Consider the following 16,225-nt stretch of genomic DNA (forward strand, 5'->3'; position numbering starts at 1 on the left):
GTGGCACACTGGAGGCATGGCCCTTCACATCACCGGAGACACCGCCGCCGACGAGCTGCTGACCGACAATCCCCTGGCTCTGCTGGTGGGGATGCTCCTCGACCAGCAGGTTCCGATGGAGACCGCGTTCGCCGGTCCGCTCAAGATCGAGCAGCGTACCGGCGCGACGGACGCCGCGACGATCGCCCACATGGCACCGGACGAGTTCCTCGAGGCCTTCAAGCAGACCCCTGCGGTGCACCGGTTCCCCGGGTCCATGGCGACGCGCGTGCAGACGCTGTGCCAGACCCTCGTCGATGACTGGGACGGCGATGCCGCAGCCCTGTGGACCGAGGGTGACCCGTCGGGGCCCGAGGTGCTGAGGCGACTGAAGGCCCTCCCCGGCTTCGGCGAGCAGAAGGCGAAGATCTTCCTCGCCCTCCTCGGCAAGCAGTACGGCTTCACCGGCGAGGGCTGGCGCGAGGCATCCGCTCCCTACGGCGAGGACGGCTCGTACCGCAGCGTCGCCGACATCGTCTCGCCCGACTCGCTCGCGAAGGTGCGCGAGCACAAGAAGGCGATGAAGGCCGCGGCGAAGGCCCCGAAGTGAAACCCACGGGGGACGACGTCGCCGGGCTCATCGCCCGCTCCTCCCCTGCCGTGCGCCGCAGGGACGCCGAGACGCTGACCGCGCTCATGCAGGAGGTCACCGGACGCGAACCGCAGACGTGGGGCACGATCATCGGGTTCGGCTCCTGCCACTACCGCTACCCGACGGGGACCGAAGGCGACAGCGGACTGCTCGGCTTCGCTCCGCGCAAGGCCGCGACCACGATCTATCTGTTCGACGGGGTCGGCGCGCACACCGAGGCCCTGGCGAAGCTCGGACCGCACACCACGGGCGTCGGGTGCCTCTACATCAAGGACCTGGAGCAGATCGACCTCGATGTGCTGCGCGGCATCCTGGAGCGCTCACTCGCCTGGGTCGAGGCGGGCGGCACCGCCGAGGTGCAGCTCACCGTCACGGGCTGACGCGCGAGACCCTCTCCGCGTACCCGCTCAGCGCAAGACCTCGACGAGCGCCACCCACGACACCACCACGGCCGAGACGATCGCGAGCAGACAGCCCGCCGCCGCGAGGTACAGCCCGGCCGGATGCCCGATCCACACCAGCACGCCCGCGGCGAGATAGGCGAAGATCGGCAGGAAGCCGACCAGGTACTTGAGCGGACGGGCGCGATCCTCGGGGCTCGGATCGGTCGCGATGAGGCGCGTCGCGTGCACCTGGAACACGGCAGCCAGCAGCGACGCGACGACGGCGGCCGCGCCGAACCAGGGGCCGTCGATGTCGGGGATCAACCCCAGCGCCGACACCGCGAGCGCCAGGAGCAGGGCGGCGATCCCGGCGAGGAGCCGTGCTGTCAGAGTGCGGGACTTGACGATCTCGGCGATGTTCACACTCGCGGCGACGATCACGAGTCCGGCGAGCGCGGCCGTCGCCCCCGCCATCGCGACGTTGAACTCGCTCCACGGCTCGAACATGCCGACATGCTAGACCCACCCGTGCGACGGACGCACGGGTGGGTCTGGGCAGCAGCGTGGGGTTCGACAGTCAGCGCACGTCGGCGAAGAACGCCCGGATGTCGTCGGCGAGCAGGTCGGGACGCTCCAGAGCGGCGAAGTGCCCGCCCTCGTCGAAGCGGCTCCAGTGCACGATGTTCGCGTTGTCGCGCTCGGCGAAGACCCGGATCGTCTGGAAGTCGTCCGCGAACACGGCGACACCCGTGCGTGCGGCGTTGATCCGCGGCCCGGCATCCTCGGCGGCTTCGGCCGCGGCGTCGGCCCTGGCGTTCTCGAGGTAGCTGCGGTTCATGCCGGATGCCGCGTTCGCGAACCAGTTCACACTCACCTCGAGCAGGATCTTCTCCAGCGGAACCAAAGAGGTGCCGTTGCCGAACGAGTTGAACAGCTCGCTGTAGGCGAGCAGCCCGACCGGGGAGTCGCTGATCCCGACCGACACGGTCTGGGGGCGCGACGAGTTCATCGTGTTGTACCCGCCGACCGACTGGAACCACTGCATGTGCTCCAGGCCGGCGTAGTCCGCGGGCTCGAGCTTCTCGAACTCGGCCGGGTCGCCCGAGGGGAACGAGAACAGCTGCAGCACGTGCAGTCCGAGGAAGCCCGCCGGGTTCAGCAGTCCCAGCTCGCGGGCCACCATGGCGCCGTTGTCCGAGCCGTGGATGCCGTAGTTGTCGTAGCCGAGCCCGCGCATGAGACGGTCGTAGGCCTCGGCGACCTTTCCGACCGTCCAGCCCGGTGAGGCGAGCGGCTGCGAGAAGCCGTAGCCCGGCGCATCCGGGATCACGACGTCGAACGCGTCTTCGGCACGGCCGCCGTGCGCGACGGGGTCGACGAGGCGATCGATCACGTCGAGGTAGTCGACCGACGAACCGGGATAGGTGTGCGCGAGCAGCAGCGGCGTCGCGCCCTCGTGGGCCGAGCGCACGTGGAGGAAGTGGATCGTCTGGCCGTCGATCTCGGTGGTGAAGTGCGGGACGGCGTTGATCCGCTCCTGGGCGGCGGCCCAGTCGAAGTCGCGCCAGGCGGCGACGGCCTCGCGGAGGTAGGAGTTGGGGGTGCCGGCATCCCAGTCATCCGTCGGCGACGGCTGCGGAAGGCGGGTGCGGGCGAGGCGATCCTGGAGATCGGCCACCTCGGCGGCGGAGACCGAGACGGTGAAGGGGCGGAAGGCGAGCGTCGTGTTGTCCATATCTCGAAGGTACGAGGGCATTAGGTTGAATTCGTTCCTAATGAATGCCTGACCTTTCGAGGAGTTCCGATGGCCGACCCGACCGCACGGCTGCTGGCGCTGCTGGCCTTGCTGCAGACCGGCCCGGAGCGCTCGGGACGCGACCTCGCCGCCCGGCTCGGCGTCTCCTCCCGCACGGTTCGGCACGACGTCGAGCGGCTGCGCGACCTCGGCTACCCCGTCGACGCCACGCGAGGATCCGTCGGCGGCTACCGCCTCGGCGCCGGTGGCAAGCTCCCTCCGCTGCTGCTCGACGATGAGGAAGCCGTGGCCGTGACCGTCGGCCTGCGGGCCGCAGCCGGGATCGCCGGCGTCGAGGAGGCCGGCGCACGGGCGCTCGCCAAGCTCGAACAGGTGCTGCCCTCGCACCTGCGCCCCACGGTCGATGCGCTCCGATCGAGCGTCGACCGCGCCCCGGAGAACAACGACACCGACGCGCCGGACCCCGAGGTCGACGCCGCGTCGTTGCAGGCCATCGCCCGTGCGATCCGCGACGAGGAGTGGCTGCGTTTCGACTACGAGGGCACGCCCGTGCTGGTCGAGCCGTACCGACTGCTCACCTGGGTGCGCCGCTGGTATCTGGTCGCACGCAACCCGCAGACCGCGGAGTGGGGCACGTACCGTGTCGACTGGATGGAGCTGCGGATGCCGACGCATCGCCGCTTCGATCCCCAGCCGCTGCCCGGCGGCGACTACACGGCCTTCGCCATGCGGACCATCGCCGTGAGCGGGTGGATCGTGCACGCCCGGCTGCGCATCGACGCGCCCGCTGAGGCCGTGCTCGACCGGATCCACGCGGCGGTGGGGATCGTCGAGCCGGTCGACGACGAGCACTGCATCCTCGTCACGGGTGCGGACAGCCTCGACACCGTCGCCGCCTACATCGGCATGCTGATGATGGACTTCACGGTCGAGAGCCCGCCCGAGCTGCTGCCCCGCCTCCAGCTGCTCTCCGAGCGCTACGCGCGCGCGGTGGCCGGGAGCACATGAAAGACCCCGCCGGCCTTCATGAGGCCGACGGGGTCCGGATGCCGCATGCTCAGGCGCCGCGCAGGCGCTCCGCGAGGTACGCGTGCAACTCGTCGATCGATACGCGCTCCTGCGCCATGGTGTCGCGGTCGCGCACCGTGACGGCACGGTCGTCGAGCGAGTCGAAGTCGACCGTGACGCAGAACGGGGTGCCGATCTCGTCCTGGCGACGGTAGCGGCGACCGATCGCCCCCGCGTCGTCGAAGTCGACAGCCCACGAGCTGCGGAGCGTGTCGGCGACCTCGCGAGCGAGGGGCGAGAGGTTCTCGTTGCGGCTCAGCGGCAGCACGGCGGCCTTGACCGGAGCCAGGCGCGGGTCGAGCTTGAGCACGGTGCGCACGTCGGTGCCGCCCTTGGCGTTGGGCACCTGCTCCTCGCGGTACGCGTCGACGAGGAACGCCATCATCGCGCGCGTGAGACCGAACGACGGCTCGATCACGTACGGGGTGTAGCGCTCGCCGGTGGCCTGGTCGAAGTACGTCAGGCTCTGGCCGGACGCTTCGCTGTGGCTGGAGAGGTCGTAGTCGGTGCGGTTGGCGACGCCCATGAGCTCGCCCCACTCCTTGCCCGCGAAGCCGAACTTGTACTCGACGTCGATCGTGCCGGCCGAGTAGTGCGCGCGGTCGTCTTCCGGCACGTCGAACTGGCGCATGTTCTCGGGGTCGATGCCCAGGTCGATGAACCAGTTCCAGCACGCCTCGACCCAGTGCTCGAACCACTCCTGCGCCTCGGCGGGCGGCGTGAAGAACTCGATCTCCATCTGCTCGAACTCGCGGGTGCGGAAGATGAAGTTACCCGGCGTGATCTCGTTGCGGAACGCCTTGCCGACCTGGCCGATGCCGAACGGCGGCTTCTTGCGGCTGGCGGTGAGCACGTTCGAGAAGTTCACGAAGATGCCCTGTGCGGTCTCGGGGCGCAGGAAGTAGAGGCCCGACTCGTCGTCGACGACGCCGAGGTAGGTCTTCACCAGACCGGAGAAGGCCTTGGGCTCGGTGTACTGCCCCTTGGTGCCGCAGTTCGGGCAGGGGATGTCGGCGAGCCCGTTCTCGGCCTTGCGGCCCTTGCGCGCCTCGAAGTCCTCGATCAGGTTGTCGGCGCGGAAGCGCTTGTGGCACTGCAGGCACTCGACTAGCGGGTCGGTGAAGGTCGCGACGTGACCCGAGGCCTCCCAGACGCGCTTGGGCAGGATGATGCTGGAGTCGAGCCCCACCATGTCGCCGCGGCCGCGCACGAACGTCTGCCACCACTGGCGGCGGATGTTCTCCTTGAGCTCGGTACCGAGGGGGCCGTAGTCCCAGGCCGACCGGGAACCGCCGTAGATCTCACCCGCTTGGAACACGAACCCGCGGTGGCGGGCGAGGGCGATGACCTTGTCGAGGCGGGACTGTTCGGCCATGGTGGCTCCAATGGTCGGATGCGGGAGGAAAAACCCGTGAACACGGGCACCTCATTCTATCCGTGGTTCCCGCGCGCTCCCTGGCCTCGGCGGCTGCGTCAGAGTACCGTCCTTGGGATGAGCACTGCAGCGCGAACACCGCGGACCCGCGACGACGACACCCGTTTCTTCGGGCAACCGTGGGCCCTGGTGCACATCTTCGGCGTGGAGATGTGGGAGCGCTTCAGTTTCTACGGCATGCAGGGCATCCTGCTCATCTACCTGTACTACTCGGTCACACAGGGCGGCCTCGGCATCCCAGAGGCGGTCGCTGGTGGCATCGTCGGCGCCTACGGGGGCTCGGTATACCTGTCGACGATCCTCGGCGCCTGGCTCGCTGACCGGCTGTTCGGCTCCGAGCGGGTGCTGTTCGTCAGCGCGATGGTGATCGTGGCCGGTCACCTGGCTCTCGCGTTCCTGCCCGGCGCCGTCGGGGTGGGCGTCGGTCTGGTGCTCGTCGCATTGGGCTCCGGCGGACTCAAGGCGAACGCGACCTCGGTCGTCGGCAGCCTCTACGCCGCCGACGACCCGCGACGGGATGCCGGGTTCTCGCTCTTCTATCTGGGCATCAACCTCGGCGCGTTCCTCGGACCGATCCTCACCGGCATCCTGCAGTCGTCTCTCGGATTCCACTACGGCTTCGGACTCGCCGCCATCGGCATGACCCTGGGACTCATCCAGTACTCGTTCGGCCGCAAGGCCCTCCCCGCCTCGGCACGGGAGGTGCCCAACCCGCTTCCGAAGTCCCGCTACGGCCTGGTCGGGCTCATCGCCGGCGCCGCGATCGTGGCCATCGCCATCCTGGTGCTCACCGGTGTGATCCGCGCAGACAATCTGGCCACCTTGGTGATCGTCGTCACGATCGTCGCCGCGGTCGCGTACTTCTCGGTGATCCTCGGCAGCCGTCGCATCGATGCCACCGAACGATCTCGGGTGTGGGCCTTCCTGCCGCTGTTCATCACCAGCGTCGCGTTCTGGTCGCTGTACCAGCAGCAGTTCACGGTGCTGACGATCTACTCGGACCAGCGGCTGGATCGGAATCTGTTCGGATGGGAGATGCCGGTGTCCTGGGTGCAGTCGATCAACCCGGTGTTCATCATCATCCTGTCCGGCGTCTTCGCGGCGATCTGGACCCGCCTGGGAAAGCGTCAGCCCTCGACGCCCGTGAAGTTCGCTCTGGCGGCGATCATCATGGGATCGGCGTTCCTGCTCTTCCTGCCGTTCGCCGGCGGAGGGGCGAACTCCACCCCGCTGCTGGCCATCGTCGGGATCCTCTTCGTGTTCACGGTCGCCGAGCTGCTCATCTCACCGGTCGGCCTGTCGGCTGCCACCAAGCTCGCACCGACCGTGTTCCGCACGCAGATGGTCGCGCTCTTCTTCCTGTCGATCGCGCTCGGCACCGCCATCTCGGGCGAGCTCGTACGGTTCTACGATCCGACCGACGAGGTGCCGTTCTTCTCGATCCTCGGGGGCATCGCCATCGTGGTCGGCATCGGACTGCTGCTGAGCGTCAAGCCCGTGCTGAAGCTCATGCGCGGAGTGCGCTGAGCACACGGAGCGCGAGATCACGCGGTGAAGAGCGTGCTCACGCGGTGAAGAGGTAGCCCCGCGCGGTGTCGTAGCCGGCGATGCGCAACCCGCTGCCGAGCAGGCCCTCCATCTGCGCCCGCAGACGCAGACGCCACTCGTGGGCGGCCGTCGGGTCGGACTCGCGCAGCGCCTCGATGTCGGCGGGGATGGCCAGAGTCTCCACGACCGCGTCGTCGGCCGGGGGCTTGGCGATGTCGGCGAGCGCCCACTCGACATCGAGTCGGTCGCTCTCATCGCCCGCGTCGCCGCCACCGAAGATGCCGTAGCGGTTCACCGAGTAGCCGGTCGCGCGGGCGCCCAGCACGGTGAAGAAGAAGTGGGCGTTGCGTGCCACGAGCGGATCGAAGACCCATGTGATGCGACCGACGTCTCGGGAGAAGGCCCACTGCCGCTGGTGCTCCTTGAGCTCACGACCCCAGCCGCGACCGCGGTACTCGGGCAGCAGCGCGGTGATGTGGGAGTGCATCGCACGGCGGGCAGGCTCGCCGAAGAACGCGATCGACGCGCCGACCATGCGCTCCTCGTCACCCTCGCCGTCGAAGAAGCCGACGACGTAGTTGCCCGACTGCTGCAGGGCGCGCAGGGTTCCGGCATCCACCACGCGCTGCGGACCCCGGATGGAGTCGAGCAGGCCCTGGGCGTCGAGGATGAGTTCAACGGTGTCGAGGTCACGGATGGTTCGCACGCACCCAGTCTGCCCCTCCTCGGCCCGTTCGAGGAATCGGAACCCCGATGTCACCGCATCGGGAAGGCCTCTCCCCCGCCCGCGGCGAGCGCCTCGGCGACGATGCGGATGTGCTCCTCGGCCATCTCCTGCGGAATCGGCGGCAGGATGCCATCCCAGAATGACAGCACCGCACCTCGCCCTTGCATCATGCCGGCGGGGCGTCCCATCGCCCACAGGTGCAGATGCGCCGAGCCGTCGTTCCACCGCCCGAAGTGGCACCGCGCGACGCCGGGGACGCTCTTGACCGCCTGCGAGACACGCTGCATCAGGGGCCCGAGCGCCGCGAGCACCTCGACCGGCGCGTTCTCGAGCAGCCAATGCTCACGCGGGGCGATCGCGCCGATGAACGGCAACCCACCGATCTCCCACCCCGCGCGCACCTGCCAGTGCTCGTCGTGCCAGATCGTGAACTCGCTCGGGGCGCAGGGTCCGCATTCGGCCGGGTCCAGCTCGCCGCCGCGGGGCTTCTCCGGCACCAGCATCGGTTCGAGCGGTCGCATCGTGATCGTCTCGAAGGCCCACGGCAATCCCTCGGCGACGGCGGAGGCGTCGAGCGCCTCGCCGATCGGGAGCCTGCGGTGGAACGCGGAATCGGCGGGATGCTGGTCGATCGTGGCGTCGTCGCTCATCTCCCCATGCAATCACGGACCGCGTGCCGCCCGGTCGATCGAGCCCGGGTGTCCGGCCCCGCGCCACTCGATCGCCGATAGCCTGAGTCGGTGGGTGCGAGCGAGGACAGAGCCAGGAGACGTCTCTCCCGGACCCCACCCAAGTGGGCGATCGTCGCCGTGCTCGCCTTCGCCGGGCTGTGCTCCTCTTTCATGTTCACGCTCGTCGTCCCGCTGCAGGCCGAGCTCCCTCAGCTGCTGAACGCCTCCCGCGAGGACACCACCTGGGTGGTCACCATCACGCTGCTCGTCGCCGCCGTCGCCACCCCCATCTCTGGCCGCCTGGGCGACATGTACGGCAAGCGCCGGGTCGTGATCGCACTGCTCGCGATCCTGATCCTCGGCTCCGTGATCGCCGCGGTCTCCGGTTCGATCGTCGGCGTGATCATCGGTCGCGCACTCCAGGGTGCGGTGACGGGCGTGGTCCCGCTCGGCATCGCCATCATGCGCGACGTGCTGCCTCCGGAACGGCTCGGCACCGCCGTGGCCCTCATGAGCGCCACCATGGGTGTCGGTGGAGCGATCGGCATGCCGGTCGCCGCCCTCCTCGCCCAGAACGCCGACTGGCACATGCTCTTCTGGCTCGCGGCAGCCCTCGGCGTCGTCGGCCTCGTCCTCGTGCTGGCGGTGATCCCCGAAGACGTGCTGCGCTCGCCCGGCCGCCTCGACGTGATCGGTGCCATCGGCCTCGCGATCGGGCTCACCGGCATCCTGCTCTTCGTCTCCCGAGGTGCGCAGTGGGGCTGGACCTCGCCGCTGACACTCGCCTGCATCCTCGGCGGGCTCGCGGTGCTGCTGGTGTGGGGCTGGTATCAGCTGCGCACGAAGGATCCTCTGCTCGACCTCCGCGTCGCCGCGCGGCCCGCCGTGCTCTTCACGAACATCGCTGCGATCGGCATGGGATTCGCGCTCTTCGCCTCGAACGTCACGTTTCCGCAGCTGCTCGAGATGCCGACGGTCGGCGGCGCGGGTTTCGGCCTCGACATGCTCGCGGCCTCTCTCGTGATCATGCCGGCCGGCCTGGTGATGATGGTCATCTCGCCGCTGTCCGGGTGGCTCGAGCGCACCGTCGGTCCGCGCCCCCTGTTCACCGCCGGTGCCGCCGCGATCGTGCTCGCCTACGTCTTCGTGCTGCTGTGGTCTTCCGAGGTGTGGCACATCTTCGTGGCCAACATCTTCATCGGCGTGGGCATCGGGTTCACGTTCGCCGCGATGCCCATGATCATCATGCGCTCGGTCCCGGCCAACGAGACCGGCGCATCCAATGGCCTGAACGCCCTGTTCCGCTCGGTCGGAACGTCGAGCGCCTCAGCCGTGATGGGCGGCGTGCTCGCCGCGATGACCATCGACGTCGACGGCGTCGCGGTTCCCACACGCGCGGCCTTCGAGGTGTGCTTCTGGCTCGCGATCGCCGCCGGAGTGATCGCCGTGGTGCTGTCGCTGTTCATCCCGAAACAGCGCGCGTCCGAACAGCATCCGTCACTGCCGGGGTGAGGACGCCTCGCGCGTTCAGCGGGAGATCGTGCGCGGGTCGGGGTCGTCGTCGCGCGGTGTGCGCAGCCGGTTCGGGATCGGCCACGCCAGGATGAACTGCGCCGTCGCAGGCCGCGTCATGTCGCCGAAGTCGTCGATCTTGACGACGATCCGCCCTGGCACACCGTCTTCGTCGGGCGTCACCTCCAGGATGCGCACCCGCAACGGGCGCTCGTCCTCGCCCTCCAGCATCCACGGGTCGGCGAGCCAGGCGATCCCGTGCTCCTCCAGCGCCGCTTCGGCTTCGAGCCACTCCGTCTCTGCGGTGACGGGCCGCCCGAGCACGTCGACGCCGACCCAGTCGTCGCCGGCGGGGTGGATCCATCCGAGCAGTTCGCCGTCGTCGCGGCGATGCGGAGTCCAGTCAGGTCGTGGCATCCCTCGATGCTAGCGAGGTGACGACGGCGTCAGTGCGTGTATTCCATGAGCTCGACGCCGAGCACCCGGAAGGCGTCGTGCGCACGCAGGCGGTGCGTGATCGAGAGATCGTCGAAGCACACGATGAGCGAGTAGGCGACGCCGGCGCGGGGCCCGGCCAGCACACCGGCCTCGGCCCGAACCCCACGGTCGCGCCCGGTCTTGTTCACGAACAGCAGGCCGTGGGCATCGTGATCGTGGGCGAACGGATCGAGACCCGTGGATGCCGCGACCAGGCTCAGGTCCTGATTCAGGCTCAGCCACTCCGACACCTGTGCGCTGACGGCGGCATCGACGACCTGTGAGTTCACCAGGGCGGAGAACAGTCCGGCGAGCTCGCGTGCGGAGCCCACGGCCACCTGCGGGGCGTCGTCCGGGCCACGGCGGTCACGGAAGCGGTCGAGAAGGGCCGTACGGCGCAGACCCAGCGACTCGATGCGCTCGCGCACCCGGTCGTGGCCGACCTTGTGCAGCAGAGCGTTCACCGCGATGGGATCCCCCGCGGTCGCCGCCATCACGGCGAGATCTTCCAACGGCAGGGCCGGTGCGTGCAGATGCCGCCACAGGCCCGAGGTCTCCACCGGCTCGAGGCTCTCGCGTTCGACGATCTCGAACGGATCGAGAGCACCGCTCTGGAAGCCCGCAGCAACCTCGATCAGCAGCGGCACCACTCCGAGACCTGCGATCGGCATCGTGACATGGTCGTCGCCGGCGAGCACGTGCACGTGGTTGTCGAGGTCGACGACGTGCACCGAGACCTGCGCCCCGGAGTCGACCAGACCCTCCAGCGACCGCAGCGTGGCGGTGAACGACCGGCGTCCGGCAGCGGCGCGTCGGGGAAGCCGACGACTGGTGCGCTGCGAGCGGCGACCCGCACCGGAGGCCTCCTGGGCAGCGCCGAGAGACTCGGGGGCCGAGGAGTTTCGGAGACCTTCACCAGGCTCGAGAGCGCCCACGCTGATCCTTAGGGGGGTGGATGTGCGGGATACCGAGGGGAGACGCTCCCCAGCGGCAGGGCTATCGTAACCCCACCGCCGGGGGACGGTTCACAGAGTGTGACGATTGGTCACCAGATGGTCACTCGCGACGCCGCAGGCAGCCAGAGGGCGTCGTTCTCGCTCACGCCGAACGCCTCGTAGAACGCGTCGATGTTGCGCACGATCTGGTTGCAGCGGAACTCGTTCGGCGAGTGCGGGTCGATCGTCAGCAGGCGCAGCGTCTCGGCGTCACGGCTCTTCTGCTGCCACACCTGCGCCCACGAGAGCAGCAGGCGCTGCACACCCGTGTATCCATCGATCACCGGGGCCTCCGCGCCGCCGAGCGAGAGCTCATAGGCCTTGAGCGCGATGCCGAGGCCGCCGAGGTCGCCGATGTTCTCGCCGATCGTGAGCGCGCCGTTCACGTGGTGCTCGGCGTCGAGGCCCTCGGGCACCAGCGCGTCGTACTGGGCGATCAGCGCCTTGGTACGCTCCTCGAACGCCGACCGGTCGGCATCCGTCCACCAGTCCTGCAGGCGACCGTCGCCGTCGTAGCGGCTGCCCTGGTCGTCGAAGCCGTGGCCGATCTCGTGGCCGATGACCGCACCGATGCCGCCGTAGTTCGCCGCCGCGTCACGACCGGCGTCGAAGAACGGGTACTGCAGGATCGCCGCGGGGAACACGATCTCGTTCATGGACGGGTTGTAGTAGGCGTTGACCATCTGCGGCGGCATGTGCCACTCGGTGCGGTCGATGGGCGTGCCGACCTTGTCGATGTTGCGGTCGTGCTCGAACATCGAGGCGCGGCGCACGTTGCCGAACAGGTCGTCCCTGTCGATCTCGAGGCTCGAATAGTCGCGCCAGGCCTCGGGGTGCCCGATCTTCGGGGTGAAGGAGTCGAGCTTGGCGAGTGCGCGCTCGCGGGTCTCGGCCGTCATCCACTCCAGCTCGGTGATGCTCTGCCGGTATGCCTCGATGAGGTGGGCGACCAGCTCGTCCATCGCGGCCTTCGCCGTCGGCGGGTAGTGGCGCTCGACGTACACCTTGCCGATCGCCTCTCCGAGCGCCCCCTCGGTGAGCGAGACGCCGCGCTTCCACCGCTCGCGGATGGTGGGGACGCCGGTGAGCTCGGTGCCGTAGAACGAGAAGTTCTCCTGCACGAGATCGTCGGTCAGGTACGGGGCCGCGGCGTGCACGGCCTTGGCGCGCAGCCACGCCTTCCAGTCGTCCAGGCGCTCGGGGGTCAGCAGCGAGCCGAGGCCCTCGAAGAAGCTGGGCTGCGAGACGACGACCTCGTCGAAGGCCGCAGGGTTCGACGGCGAGACCGCCTCTCGCCACGGAGTCAGGTCGACCCCGGCGAGCGCCTGCAGCTCTTCCCACGTCTTGAGGTTGTACGTGGCCACCGCATCGCGGCTGCGCACGTTGTCCCAGTGATGACCGGCGAGCTCGGTCTCGAGCGCGATCGCGCGGTCGGCGTTCGCGGCGGCGTCGGTCACGCCCGCGAGGCCGAGCAGACGCTCGAGGTGCGCGCGGTACGCGGCCCGGGTGTCGGCGAAGGTGTCGAGACGGAAGTAGCTCTCGTCGGGCAGCGACAGACCGGCCTGCACCAGCACCGGGAGATAGCGCTCGGGGTCGCCGGGGTCGCCGTCGACGTACAGGCCGATGATCGACGCACGGCCGTCGCGGTCGTAGGCGCCTACCGTGCGCAGGAACGCCGGGACGTCGGCGATCGCATCGATCTCGGCGAGCGTGTCGGCAAGCGGGGCGACGCCGGCGGCATCGATGCGCGCGGTGTCCATGAAGCTCGCGAACAGGTCGCCGATCTTGCGGGCGAGGGTGCCTTCCGGGGCGTCCTGCGACTCCTCGATGATCGCGCGCACGTCTTTCTCGGCCTGCTCGGCGAGAAGATGGAACGAGCCCCAGCGCGCCTTGTCGCCCGGGATCTCGGTGCGGGCGAGCCAGGCGCCGTTCACGTGACGATAGAGGTCGTCCTGCGGGCGGATGTCGGAGCTGAACTCATCAAGGGCGAGGCCCACGGGAAGAACGTCAGTCATGCGCTCCAGCCTATGACCCGCCTCCCCCGAACGGCAGGAGCACGTTCATGCGGAACCCCTCGTCGGTCCGCTCGGCGAAGACCTCTCCGCCGTGCGCACGCGCCAGGCCGCGCGCGATCGACAGGCCGAGACCGGCCCCGGAAGCCACGCCATCCTGGTCGATCGGGGCCGTGCGGGCGGCGTCCTCGCGCCAGCCGACGTCGAACATGCGGTCGAGATCCTCCACCGCGACACCCGAGCCGTGATCGAGGATGCCGAGCACGAGGCGGTTCCGCTCGACCTCGGTGGCCGAGATGACGATGTCCGTGCCGCGCGGCGCATGCCGAATCGCGTTGGTCAGCAGGTTGACGACGATCCGTCCGAGCTGATGCGGGTCCGCCCAGAGCACGTGACCGCCCACGCCGCGCTCGACGATGCGCACGCCGTGGCGATCTGCGGCGGCCGCGACGTCGGCGACCGCATCCGAGACCACGTCGAGCAGCTCGACCTGCTGGGTCTGCAGCTGCACGGCTCCCGAGGTCAGCGTCGACAGCTCGAACAGGTCGTCCACCATGCGGCTCATCGTCTCCACCTGCACCCGCACCTGCCCGGCGAAGCGCTCCGGAGCATCGGCCGCGCCATCTTCGATCGACTCGGCGAGCGCACGGACCGCCGTCAGGGGCGTGCGCAGATCGTGCGAGATCCAGGCGAAGAACCGCCGTCGCGCCGAGTCCAGCCGCTCCAGCTCGGCATTCGCGGCATCGACCTTCGCCGACACCTCGGCGAGCCGTACCGACAGATCGTCCAGCTCGCGCGATCCTCCCTGCTCGGCGACGATCACGCCTCCGCGGCCCACCTCGTCGAGCGATGCCGACAGACGATCGAATGACGACCGCATCGCCCTGGCCACCACCCAGGCAGTCGTGATCCCGAGCACAAGGGACACCCCGATCACCACGAGGAGCACGGTCAGGTCGTGCGTCGAGATGTACATCTCCAGCGAGATCGCGACGACCGAGGCCGCCATCGTGACGACCCCCGCGCTCGCGACCAGCATCAACTGCGCGCGGACAGAGCGACGGCGCAGCACTCGCAGCACGGCGAGCGTGAGCGCCGCGACACACACGGCCACGAGCAGGCACGTCATCACGATCAGCAGCACATCGGCCCCGGCGAGCATGATCACGAGCGATCTCCCTCTGCCGAGAAACGGTATCCGACGCCCCACTCCGTGCGCAGGTGGACGGGGTCTCGCGGATCCTCCTCGATCTTCTCCCGCAGCCGGCGCACGTGCACGGTGACCGTCGAGGCCTCGCCGAAGCTCCAGCCCCAGGCTTCGCGGAGGATCTCCTCGCGACCGAGCGGGCGCCCCTGGTTGCGCACCAGGAAGTGCAGCAGGTCGTACTCACGACCGGTGAGGGCGATCTCCTCGCCGCGCACCCACACGCGCCGACGGAGCGGATCGATCGCGAACGCGCCGGCACGCACCTCGCCGACCGCGGCCTGCGTCACCTGCGAGCGCCGTACCAGCGCACCGACGCGCATGAGCAGCTCCCGCAGCGAGAACGGCTTCGCGAGATAGTCGTCGACGCCGAACTCGAAACCCTCGATGCGGTCCTCCACCTGTCCGAGAGCGGTGAGAAGCATGATGGGCACGTCCGAGAACGAGCGCAGATCGCGGCACAGCTCGTCGCCGCTGATGCCGGGCAGCATTCGATCGACGATCACCACATCGGGGACGGTGTCACGCAGCGCCGTGCGCGCCGAAACTCCGTCACCGAAGCCGGAGACCGCATAGCCGTTGGCCCGCAGGTACGCCCCCACCGCCTCCCTGACGGTGGGGTCGTCTTCGACCACGACGACCTCGATTGCCTCCTGCATGGGGTCGACACTAGTCGCGCGATCCGCGCCATCGGGCGGTTCCTTACGGTCCCGAAAGGTCTTCCCCGCGGCGCTCGTCTCGTTCGTAGCGTTCTTCGAAGTGCGATCCGCCGCGGCATCCGTCGTCGCGGCCACACCGTCGCACCCACAGTGAACAGGAGAACCTCATGCGCAAGATCGCTCTCGCCGCCACAGCGGCCCTCACCCTCGCCCTCGCCCTGTCGGCGTGCAGCTCGCCCGCCGCGACGGAAGACGCCAAGCCCTCCTCGTCGGCGTCGCAGAGCGCGGACTCGGGTGCCGCGATGACGATGACAGAGAAGACCGGGGCGTTCATGGGCCTGAACGACAAGAAGGTCTCGGGCACCGTCACCGTGACCGACGACGAGATCGCCCTGTCCGGGTTCTCGTCAGATGAAGGCCCCGATCTGCACGTCTACCTCACGAACGGCACCGATGAGGCCGCCGTCTCTGCGGGCATGCTCGTGGATGCCGTCTCGTTCGACACCGCCACCCAGACCTTCACGCTCGACGGCCTCGACACCTCGGAGTACTCCTACGTCGTGATCCACTGCGACAAGGCGAAGGCCGTGTTCGGAGCAGCCGAGCTCTCATGATCGGATCGCGACCCGCAGGCGTCCTCACCCTCTCGCTGCTCGGCGCCGGGGCCAGGGTGGCGGTCGGGGTGCTCTGGCTGATCGAGGGCATCCTGAAGTACCGGGCTGGGTTCGGAGCGGCCGACATCGAGCTGGTGGCCCAGAGCACGGGGGGGAACCCTCGGGTGCCGTGGTTCTTCGAGCCGCTCGCGTCGTTCATGGGCATGGCGCCCGGCGTGTTCGGCGTGGTGATGCCCGCTCTCGAGGTCGCTCTCGGCGTGCTGCTGGTCGCGGGATTCCTGACCAGGGTCGCGGCTTTCCTGTCGATCGGGACGCTCATGCTCTATTGGAGCGCGGATCAGCTGATCGCCCAGTACCCGGCGATGGTCGTGCTCTCCGCAGCCGTGCTCCTCCTCACCGTCTCCGGACGATTCGGGATGGACGGATGGCTGCGCGCTCGTCGGCGCGAAGCGACCGAAGCGACTGCTGCGACTTCCGGTCTGTGGGAGGCCTGAAGCGTCGGCAGAGCCCGACCGTTCAAACGGGGACGCGGT

At 69.0% G+C, this 16,225-nt stretch carries 17 protein-coding genes; 7 read left to right on the top strand and 10 right to left on the bottom strand.

Annotated elements, in window-relative coordinates; translation table 11 throughout:
* Positions 1-16 precede the first annotated feature (16 nt).
* Both D514_RS27500 and D514_RS27505 read left to right on the top strand, forming a co-directional pair.
* Positions 17-589: an HhH-GPD-type base excision DNA repair protein gene (locus D514_RS27500; protein ID WP_017829552.1), complete on the top strand. Its 573-nt coding sequence runs from the start codon at positions 17-19 to the stop codon at positions 587-589.
* Positions 586-1,011 carry a DUF1801 domain-containing protein gene (locus tag D514_RS27505; RefSeq protein ID WP_017829553.1) on the top strand — a complete coding sequence of 142 codons (426 nt, stop codon included), beginning with the start codon at positions 586-588 and terminating at the stop codon, positions 1,009-1,011. Before D514_RS27500 ends, D514_RS27505 begins: the two co-directional genes overlap by 4 nt.
* 27 nt (positions 1,012-1,038) lie before the next feature.
* Here D514_RS27505 and D514_RS27510 read toward each other — a convergent pair whose 3' ends face one another.
* Together D514_RS27510 and D514_RS27515 are read right to left on the bottom strand one after the other, a co-directional pair.
* Positions 1,039-1,521 (bottom strand): hypothetical protein, encoded by a 483-nt coding sequence (locus D514_RS27510; protein WP_017829554.1) that lies wholly within the window; start codon positions 1,519-1,521, stop codon positions 1,039-1,041.
* Between the two features lie 70 nt (positions 1,522-1,591).
* Positions 1,592-2,749 carry an epoxide hydrolase family protein gene (locus tag D514_RS27515; RefSeq protein WP_017829555.1) on the bottom strand — a complete coding sequence of 386 codons (1,158 nt, stop codon included), beginning with the start codon at positions 2,747-2,749 and terminating at the stop codon, positions 1,592-1,594.
* A gap of 69 nt (positions 2,750-2,818) precedes the next feature.
* On the opposite strand from D514_RS27515, the gene D514_RS27520 reads away from it, so the two are divergent.
* Positions 2,819-3,778 (top strand): YafY family protein, encoded by a 960-nt coding sequence (locus D514_RS27520; protein ID WP_017829556.1) that lies wholly within the window; start codon positions 2,819-2,821, stop codon positions 3,776-3,778.
* A gap of 49 nt (positions 3,779-3,827) precedes the next feature.
* On the opposite strand, the gene D514_RS27525 is transcribed toward D514_RS27520, so the two are convergent.
* The gene (locus D514_RS27525) at positions 3,828-5,213 is read right to left on the bottom strand and encodes a glycine--tRNA ligase (protein WP_017829557.1); all 1,386 of its coding nucleotides are present in this window, start codon (positions 5,211-5,213) and stop codon (positions 3,828-3,830) included.
* 117 nt (positions 5,214-5,330) lie between these two features.
* Here D514_RS27525 and D514_RS27530 point away from each other — a divergent pair, with 117 nt between their 5' ends.
* Entirely contained in the window at positions 5,331-6,800 is a 1,470-nt protein-coding gene (locus tag D514_RS27530) for a peptide MFS transporter (protein ID WP_031205732.1), read from the top strand.
* 37 nt (positions 6,801-6,837) lie between these two features.
* Here the strand turns inward: D514_RS27530 and D514_RS27535 are convergent, their stop codons facing one another.
* Positions 6,838-7,527, bottom strand: a complete 690-nt coding sequence (locus D514_RS27535) for a GNAT family N-acetyltransferase (RefSeq protein WP_017829559.1) — start codon at positions 7,525-7,527, stop codon at positions 6,838-6,840.
* Between the two features lie 50 nt (positions 7,528-7,577).
* Positions 7,578-8,198, bottom strand: coding sequence for a hypothetical protein (locus D514_RS27540; protein ID WP_031205733.1), 621 nt, complete (start codon positions 8,196-8,198; stop codon positions 7,578-7,580).
* 90 nt (positions 8,199-8,288) lie between these two features.
* Here D514_RS27540 and D514_RS27545 point away from each other — a divergent pair, with 90 nt between their 5' ends.
* A complete protein-coding gene (locus D514_RS27545) occupies positions 8,289-9,731 on the top strand; it encodes an MFS transporter (protein ID WP_081603864.1) in 1,443 nt (480 codons plus the stop codon).
* 15 nt (positions 9,732-9,746) lie between these two features.
* Here the strand turns inward: D514_RS27545 and D514_RS27550 are convergent, their stop codons facing one another.
* The 5 genes from D514_RS27550 to D514_RS27570 all read right to left on the bottom strand — a co-directional run bounded on the left by D514_RS27550 (position 9,747) and on the right by D514_RS27570 (position 15,078).
* Positions 9,747-10,148 carry a hypothetical protein gene (locus tag D514_RS27550; RefSeq protein ID WP_017829561.1) on the bottom strand — a complete coding sequence of 134 codons (402 nt, stop codon included), beginning with the start codon at positions 10,146-10,148 and terminating at the stop codon, positions 9,747-9,749.
* Positions 10,149-10,177: 29 nt separating this feature from the next.
* Positions 10,178-11,143 (bottom strand): serine hydrolase, encoded by a 966-nt coding sequence (locus D514_RS27555; RefSeq protein ID WP_017829562.1) that lies wholly within the window; start codon positions 11,141-11,143, stop codon positions 10,178-10,180.
* 110 nt (positions 11,144-11,253) lie between these two features.
* Positions 11,254-13,218 (bottom strand): M13 family metallopeptidase, encoded by a 1,965-nt coding sequence (locus D514_RS27560; RefSeq protein ID WP_017829563.1) that lies wholly within the window; start codon positions 13,216-13,218, stop codon positions 11,254-11,256.
* A 10-nt stretch (positions 13,219-13,228) separates the two neighbouring features.
* A complete protein-coding gene (locus D514_RS27565; protein ID WP_031205735.1) occupies positions 13,229-14,377 on the bottom strand; it encodes a sensor histidine kinase KdpD in 1,149 nt (382 codons plus the stop codon).
* Between the two features lie 2 nt (positions 14,378-14,379).
* Positions 14,380-15,078, bottom strand: a complete 699-nt coding sequence (locus tag D514_RS27570) for a response regulator transcription factor (protein ID WP_017829565.1) — start codon at positions 15,076-15,078, stop codon at positions 14,380-14,382.
* A 167-nt stretch (positions 15,079-15,245) separates the two neighbouring features.
* Between D514_RS27570 and D514_RS27575 the strand changes: the two genes are divergently transcribed.
* Together D514_RS27575 and D514_RS27580 are read left to right on the top strand one after the other, a co-directional pair.
* Positions 15,246-15,692: a DM13 domain-containing protein gene (locus tag D514_RS27575; protein ID WP_017829566.1), complete on the top strand. Its 447-nt coding sequence runs from the start codon at positions 15,246-15,248 to the stop codon at positions 15,690-15,692.
* Complete coding sequence (locus D514_RS27580; protein WP_017829567.1) at positions 15,689-16,186, top strand: TQO small subunit DoxD; 498 nt, start codon at positions 15,689-15,691, stop codon at positions 16,184-16,186. The genes D514_RS27575 and D514_RS27580 overlap by 4 nt, the downstream gene beginning before the upstream one ends.
* Positions 16,187-16,225 lie beyond the last annotated feature (39 nt).

The sequence above is a fragment of the Microbacterium sp. UCD-TDU genome (genome assembly GCF_000340625.1).
GTDB lineage: Bacteria > Actinomycetota > Actinomycetes > Actinomycetales > Microbacteriaceae > Microbacterium > Microbacterium maritypicum.

What these genes read in the sequence shown, in the direction of transcription:
- D514_RS27530 (WP_031205732.1), top strand. Translation starts at nt 5,331, where the DNA reads ATGAGCACTGCAGCGCGAACACCGCGGACCCGCGACGACGACACCCGT.
- D514_RS27510 (WP_017829554.1), bottom strand. Translation starts at nt 1,521, where the DNA reads ATGTTCGAGCCGTGGAGCGAGTTCAACGTCGCGATGGCGGGGGCGACG.
- D514_RS27500 (WP_017829552.1), top strand. Translation starts at nt 17, where the DNA reads ATGGCCCTTCACATCACCGGAGACACCGCCGCCGACGAGCTGCTGACC.
- D514_RS27580 (WP_017829567.1), top strand. Translation starts at nt 15,689, where the DNA reads ATGATCGGATCGCGACCCGCAGGCGTCCTCACCCTCTCGCTGCTCGGC.
- D514_RS27570 (WP_017829565.1), bottom strand. Translation starts at nt 15,078, where the DNA reads ATGCAGGAGGCAATCGAGGTCGTCGTGGTCGAAGACGACCCCACCGTC.
- D514_RS27575 (WP_017829566.1), top strand. Translation starts at nt 15,246, where the DNA reads ATGCGCAAGATCGCTCTCGCCGCCACAGCGGCCCTCACCCTCGCCCTC.
- D514_RS27525 (WP_017829557.1), bottom strand. Translation starts at nt 5,213, where the DNA reads ATGGCCGAACAGTCCCGCCTCGACAAGGTCATCGCCCTCGCCCGCCAC.
- D514_RS27550 (WP_017829561.1), bottom strand. Translation starts at nt 10,148, where the DNA reads ATGCCACGACCTGACTGGACTCCGCATCGCCGCGACGACGGCGAACTG.
- D514_RS27565 (WP_031205735.1), bottom strand. Translation starts at nt 14,377, where the DNA reads ATGCTCGCCGGGGCCGATGTGCTGCTGATCGTGATGACGTGCCTGCTC.
- D514_RS27540 (WP_031205733.1), bottom strand. Translation starts at nt 8,198, where the DNA reads ATGAGCGACGACGCCACGATCGACCAGCATCCCGCCGATTCCGCGTTC.
- D514_RS27560 (WP_017829563.1), bottom strand. Translation starts at nt 13,218, where the DNA reads ATGACTGACGTTCTTCCCGTGGGCCTCGCCCTTGATGAGTTCAGCTCC.
- D514_RS27515 (WP_017829555.1), bottom strand. Translation starts at nt 2,749, where the DNA reads ATGGACAACACGACGCTCGCCTTCCGCCCCTTCACCGTCTCGGTCTCC.
- D514_RS27520 (WP_017829556.1), top strand. Translation starts at nt 2,819, where the DNA reads ATGGCCGACCCGACCGCACGGCTGCTGGCGCTGCTGGCCTTGCTGCAG.